5 protein-coding genes are annotated in these 6,484 nt (G+C 66.7%); 1 reads left to right on the top strand and 4 read right to left on the bottom strand.

The window, feature by feature from the left end; translation table 11 throughout:
- Positions 1-532: 532 nt before the first annotated feature.
- Entirely contained in the window at positions 533-829 is a 297-nt protein-coding gene (locus tag F1193_RS15535; RefSeq protein WP_150098714.1) for a helix-turn-helix transcriptional regulator, read from the top strand.
- Here F1193_RS15535 and F1193_RS15530 read toward each other — a convergent pair.
- The 4 genes from F1193_RS15530 to F1193_RS15515 form a co-directional block, all read right to left on the bottom strand.
- Positions 759-2,039 carry a tyrosine-type recombinase/integrase gene (locus tag F1193_RS15530; RefSeq protein WP_150098711.1) on the bottom strand — a complete coding sequence of 427 codons (1,281 nt, stop codon included), beginning with the start codon at positions 2,037-2,039 and terminating at the stop codon, positions 759-761. The two genes, F1193_RS15535 and F1193_RS15530, sit on opposite strands and share 71 nt — an antisense overlap.
- Positions 2,040-2,333: 294 nt before the next feature.
- Positions 2,334-3,899: a glutamine-hydrolyzing GMP synthase gene (guaA, locus tag F1193_RS15525; protein ID WP_150098710.1), complete on the bottom strand. Its 1,566-nt coding sequence runs from the start codon at positions 3,897-3,899 to the stop codon at positions 2,334-2,336.
- Positions 3,900-4,271: 372 nt separating this feature from the next.
- Positions 4,272-5,084, bottom strand: a complete 813-nt coding sequence (locus F1193_RS15520) for a GNAT family N-acetyltransferase (RefSeq protein WP_150098709.1) — start codon at positions 5,082-5,084, stop codon at positions 4,272-4,274.
- A 395-nt stretch (positions 5,085-5,479) separates the two neighbouring features.
- Positions 5,480-6,367, bottom strand: coding sequence for a hypothetical protein (locus tag F1193_RS15515; protein WP_150098708.1), 888 nt, complete (start codon positions 6,365-6,367; stop codon positions 5,480-5,482).
- Between the last annotated feature and the right edge of the window lie 117 nt (positions 6,368-6,484).

Raw genomic sequence — 6,484 nt, 5'->3', positions numbered from 1 at the left:
TCAGCTCGCGGTCAGAATGTTCCTTATTTGTTCCCGCAAGCTACGCCAGAGTCAACCGGACTCTTTGGCTGTGGATGGCTCCCGCCTCCACACCATTGGCGGTGCGGTGCCGCCGCCATCTTGGCAAAGCCGGCAACAGCGTCATGGCGGTGGATCGTCCGCTGCCTTGATGTCAGCGGTCGGGCCGCAGCCATCTCGCGCCTGCTTTCAGAGCAAACCGCATGGTCCGTGGTGCTGTGAGGCCGGTCTGCTTCCGTGAAGCTTCCACGGGTCGACTCGGGCGTATCTGCTCGTCGATGCAATCTTGCTAAAAGACTGTTTTTATAAGATAAAAACTGGCGCATCCGACAGGATTCGAACCTGTGACCTTTGCCTTCAGAGCGCCACAGCTCTCGAGAGAGGGCCGCACCAAGCCAGACAGCTTTCTAATTGTACGCCACAGTATCCAGCTATCCGACATCTGAATTTCCTCCCTTCCCTTTCGGGACCTATCGCGCTCATTTGCTCAAGAGGAATTGCTGAGGAGACGATGATGGTTCCCCGGAATGACAGTCCAATCAAGCGGACCATCCGTCGGCAGCAATTGCGCGAAATAGTGCCGCTTGCCGACAGCACCATTTACGAGATGGAGCAGCGCGGAGAGTTTCCGCGACGCTTCGCTCTCTCGCCCCGCTGCGTCGTCTGGGACCTGGCGGAGGTCGAAGCCTGGCTGACTTCGCGCCGATCAATGCCAATTGTTCGCGCGAAGTCTCCTGACGTCAAGCAACGGCGATCGCGCCCGGTTCGAGAGCCGGGTCGGGCTCAAGCAGCGGCATCGAAGGCGGGATGAGTACCGGGACGCGCTTCTTGCCCGCGACCCAGGCGTCGATGATATCCGACCACTCCTGCATCATATGGCGGCGCTGAACTTCGTACTCTGCCTTGTTGTATACGCCCCGTGATGAACGGCCGTCCTCGTGCGCAAGGCACTTCTCGATCCAGTCGCTGTTGAAGCCCAGTTCATTGAGCAACGTGGATCCCGTCCTTCGGAGATCATGAACCGTGAATGGCTCCAAGGGCAGACCTTCCTTCTTCGCCTGCTCGACAACCGCATAGGTCACCCGATTGAATGTCGCGCGCGACATGGGCGCGTCCGCGTCATAGCGCGACGGCAAAAGGTATCTCGAATTACCGGCGCAGGTCTTCAGCGCGATCATGATGTCGAGCGTCTGCCACGACAGATAGACGTTGTGCGCCTTCGAGCGCTTCATCCGCTCCTTCGGGATGGTCCAGACGGCATTCTCGAAATCGACCTCATCCCAGGTCGCATCCTGCAGCTCGCTCTTGCGCACCATCGTCTGCAGGTAGAGGCGCATGCCGAGCCGGATGGTCGGCAGCGTCGCAACCTTCTCGATCAGCCTGAGCATGATCCTGATTTCTGTCGGCGAGAGCGACCGATCCTTCGGCACGAAGGTTGCGATCGAAGAAGGCCCCACATCGTCAGCGGGGTTGGCGACCTTCTCGCCGTGCAAGATTGCGAAGCCGAAGATCTGCTTGACGATGTCGCGGACGTGGATCGCCGTCGCTGGCGCGCCGCGCTCGACGATGGCGCCGCAATGAGCCCGGAGGTCATCCGGGGTGATTTCGGTCAGCAGCCTGCTGCGCCACTTGGGGAGTAGCTCGCGCTCGAAGATCGACCGGCGCATCGCCCGCGTGCTGTCCGCCATCGGCGCCGCAGTCAACCATTTCTCACCGAACTCGCCAAAGCTCTTCGCCTCCAGAAGCCGGCGCTTCTCCCGCTGCTTTTCAATCGCCGGCGATCGTCCCTCGCTGATCGCCCGCTTGGCGTCGATGCACATCTCTCGCGCACGAGCGAGTGACAGCCCGGCCGGGCCGTACTTGCCGAACGTGACGGTCTCACGCCGCCCATTTATTCGGTAGTCCAGCCGAAATGTGAGCGTCCCCGACGGCTTCACGAGCACATACATGCCGTCCCGGTCGGTCACCTTGTAAATTTTGTCTTTTGGTTTCAAGTTCTTAAGGGCTGCATCCGTCAACATTCGGGCCGCCTCCTCGAAAAACGACCGTCAGGCCATTTTCTGGCGTCCTCGTGACAAAACATCTTTTTCTTACAGCAGGTTAGCTCAAAAAAAAGACCGTCAGAGGCCACTCACACCCTGACGGTATCGGACGAAATCGGAAATCGCAATGGGGAAGCGCACCGTCAGAGAGTACGTCAGCGGCGATCTCTGCCGGCCGATAGTCCTCGAACACCTTCGAAGACATTTGTTTTATGTATCAGTGTGTTGCGGCGTGTTTTTGGATATTCCTGGATACCCTCGGCAGGGCCAAAATCATTCCCACTCGATCGTCCCCGGCGGCTTCGACGTCACGTCATAGACCACGCGGTTGACGCCCTTGACCTCGTTGATGATGCGGGTTGCGGCATGTGCCAGAAACCGCATGTCGAACGGGTAGAAGTCGGCCGTCATGCCGTCGACGCTGGTCACCGCGCGCAGCGCCACCACATTGTCGTAGGTGCGCCCGTCACCCATCACGCCGACGGTGCGCACCGGCAGCAGCACCGCGAACGCCTGCCAGATCTCGTCATAGAGCCCGGCGCGGCGGATCTCCTCGATATAGATTTCGTCGGCGAGGCGCAGGATGTCGAGCTTGTCCTTGGTGATCTCGCCGGGGCAGCGGATGGCGAGGCCCGGCCCCGGGAAGGGGTGGCGGCCGACGAACGCCTCCGGCAGGCCGAGCTCGCGGCCGAGCGCGCGCACCTCGTCCTTGAACAGTTCGCGCAAGGGCTCGACCAGCTTCATGTTCATGCGTTCGGGCAGGCCGCCGACATTGTGGTGGCTCTTGATGGTCACCGACGGCCCGCCGGTGAACGACACGCTCTCGATGACGTCCGGATAGAGCGTGCCCTGGGCGAGGAAGCTCGCGCCGCCGATCCTTGATGCCTCGGCCTCGAACACGTCGATGAACAGCTTCCCGATGGTCTTGCGCTTGGCCTCGGGATCGGTGACGCCTTCAAGCTCCTTGAGGAACAGCGCCTCGGCCTCCACCAGCACCAGCGGGATGTTGTAGGCGTGGCGGAACAGCGCCATCACCTTCTTGGCCTCGCCGAGGCGCAGCAGGCCGTGGTCGACGAACACGCAGGTGAGCTGGTCGCCGATCGCCTCGTGCAGCAGCACCGCGGCCACCGCGGAATCGACGCCGCCGGACAGGCCGCAGATCACCCGCTCCTTGCCAACCTGCGCGCGAATCCGGGCGATCGCCTCGTCCTTGAAGGCGCGCATCGTCCAGTCGCCCTTGGCGCCGGCGATCGTGCGGACGAAATTTCGCAACAGCGCGCCGCCGTGCGGCGTGTGCACCACTTCCGGGTGAAACTGCACGCCGAAAAAGCGGCGGCGCTCGTCGGCGATGGCCGCGAACGGCGCGTTGGCCGACACGCCGATGACCGAGAAGCCGGCCGGCAGCGCGGTGACGCGGTCGCCGTGGCTCATCCACACCGGATATTTCTCGCCCTGGCGCCACACCTCGTCGAACAGCGCGGATTCGGCGGTCACCTCCACCTCGGCGCGGCCGAACTCGCGGTGGTGGCCGCCCTCCACCGTGCCGCCGAGCTGGGCCACCATGGCCTGCTGGCCGTAGCAGATGCCGAGCACCGGCACCCCGGCCTCAAAGATCGCCTGCGGCACCCGCGGCGAGGCGGCCTCGGTCACCGAGGCCGGGCCGCCCGACAGGATGACGCCGATCGGCGCCATCGCCGCAAAGGCCGCCTCCGCCGCCTGGAACGGCACGATCTCGCAATAGACCCCTTCCTCACGCACCCGGCGGGCGATGAGCTGGGTCACCTGGGAGCCGAAATCGACGATGAGGATCTTGTCGTGGAGCGAAGCCGCCTGGGTCATGTGCCGTTGGGTTCCCGGCCGTCACGGTCGGCCGCCTGAGGGATGCTGTCGGACGGGGCGGGGCGGGCGCGCGAAGCGCGCCGCCGCGCGGCGAGGAGCAGGTCTCAGGCGGTTCTTGCGGCGGCGCATTCGCGGGGTCAAGCCCCGCGCGGCCGGCACGGCGTGCCAGGGGAGGGCACGCGCGCAAAACCGGCGCCGGGTGGTTCGCCCCGGCACCGGTCGTTCTTGTCGTGGGAGGCGGTCCCATGCCGAAAATCCCCGCTCGGACGGGGGATCTTCGGCAATGGGGCGACGGCGAACCGGCCTTGTCAGCCGGACGCCCGGTTGTCTTCGCAGCGGGTCGTCTTGCCTGCGGGTCGTCTTGGCTGCGGGTCAGCTCCGCTGCGGCGTGTAGTTGTCGCGCACGTAGCTTTCGCGGAAGCCCGCGCGGACGATGTTGGAATAGGACGAGTGGTCGTCGCCCATGGTCGGCTCGTCGTCGCGCGCGCAGGTGGCGATGGTCCGGCAGCCGAGGTCGAGCGCGGCGGTAATCCGCGCCGACAGCAGCGCCGAATGGCTGCCCTTGCCGCGGAAGGCGGGGGCGGTGGCGCACCAGTCGAGCCAGGCGGTCTCGCCCGAGACGAACACCGCGCCGGCACCGGCCGGCTGGTCTTCGGAATAGCTCATGAAGGCGTGCCAGCCCGGGGCGGAGGGCAGGCGCGACAGCCAGCCTTCCGCCGCCTGGCCGAGGCCCAGCGCGCCGCAGATGATGCGGGCGAAGGCCAGCCCGTCCTCGGCGCCGATCCGCCGCACGTCGAAACGGTGCGGCCGCGGCGTCGGCGGGGCGGAGCGCCCGCGCACGAACTTCATCCATCCCGGCGCCCGGACGAAGCCGTGGCCGGAAATCCAGTTCGCCGCCCGGCTCGGCGCGGCGTCGGGGTGCCAGTGCACGATGTAGCTGGCGACGCCGGCGCTCTGGTAGGCGTCGGCCAGCGCCAAGATCGTGTCCGGCTCGGCCGGCCGGTCGAGACCGAGGCCGATGGCCCGGTTCACCGCGGTGGCGCTGGCCGGCAGCTTGGCGGCGATCGAAACGGTGGTGCCGCCGATGGTCTTGAGCGACAGGCCCGCCGACTTGCGGTCGAGGTCGGTCGCGTTCTGGTGCAGCGATATGAGCGCGTCGCGTTCGATGGCTTCGATCTGGAACACCTTGGTCCTCCGTATTCCCCAAAGTGCCGCCGTGTTTTCTATCGGCGGTCGGTTGTTAATGAAATCATATGCGACCATCCGGGCCGGATCCCTGCGACATTATGACAAAGTTACAGGCGAGACCGCCGGCCGGCACCGGCGGCGGTCGAATCGGGGCGCGGCGAGGGGCGGCGGCCGGCGTGGGCCGCGGCAAATCGCGGCGGCGGCGGTGGCTGGCCCGTCCGGATGCGCGGGCACGACGGGCTCCGCACGACGGTAACGGGGTCGGGAAATTAAAATATTATTTGATTTCAAAGAGTTATAAGCAGTAGTCCGGAAATGCCAGCCCGCCGGACAGCCGATCCGTCCGGCGCAGTTGCGGCGCTGTGAAGCGGCGGGGCGCGCGCCTGCGGCCGTCAGCGCAGCAAGGTTCCCAGCCGCAGGTCGGTCTGCGGCGAAAGATCTTCGGTTTCGGCCGGGGACGACGGCGGGGTGGCCGGCACGACATCGGCCGGCGGCCGCAGCGGCGCCCACACGCTTGCTGGTTGCGGCGGTGCAGCAATCGGCGCCTGCGGCCGCACGGGCGCTGCGGCGAGCGGCGGCGGGGCGAGGGGCGGCGGGGCCGCCACGTCGGGCATCGGCACCGCCACCGCCTCGGCCTCCGGCGCGGCCGGCAGGTGCGGGGAGGCCGGCAGGTGCGGGGGAGCCTTGGCCGCGGCGTCCGGCCGGGTCTCCAGACGTTGGGGCTCGATGCGTGGCGTCTCGATGCGTGGCGTCTCGACGCGCGGCGCCTCGCGGCGCGGCAAAGCGGCGTGCAGCGTCGCCGGGCGCGGCACCGGCACCGGCACCACCGCGAGCCCGGCGGCCGGCTGCGCCGCGCCCTGCGGGGGAGCGGGGTGGGCCACGACGGGCTGGGGCGCCGCTGTCTGCGTTGCCGCCGGCGCCTGCGCCGCAGCCGGCGCGGCCTCTGCCTTGGCCAGCTCGGCGCGGAACACCTCGACCGCGTCGGGATCGGCCGCGGCGCATTGCTGCGCGAACGCCTCGACATCGCGGCGCATCAACCGGCGGCGGGTTTCGGGATCGACATTGCGGTCGAGGGTGGCGACGAGCGAGGTGCGCAGCGTCTTGCAGGTTGCAGCGGTGGACAGATTGGCGTTGTAGACCGAATAGGCGCCGGTGACGCCGATCGGCACCGCCAGCACGGCGCTGACCGCCTGCATCACGGTGACGACGCGCCCGATCCTGGACAACAGGCTGCGCGGCGGCGCTTTTTCCGGATCGGACGTGCGGGGGGCGGAATTCACGGGCGACCTCGGCCATTGATGGAGAACGCGAAACGTCGGCCGCAGGCGACCGGACGGCCGATTACTTCCCCACCGAAGGGACGATTTCACGCCGAGATCTTGGCCTTGTCCGGCGAA

It is taken from the genome of Blastochloris sulfoviridis, assembly GCF_008630065.1.
GTDB classification, from domain to species: Bacteria; Pseudomonadota; Alphaproteobacteria; order Rhizobiales; family Xanthobacteraceae; genus Blastochloris; species Blastochloris sulfoviridis.
Note: the sequence above shows the minus strand (reverse complement) of the source record. Positions and strands in the feature narration are given on the sequence as shown.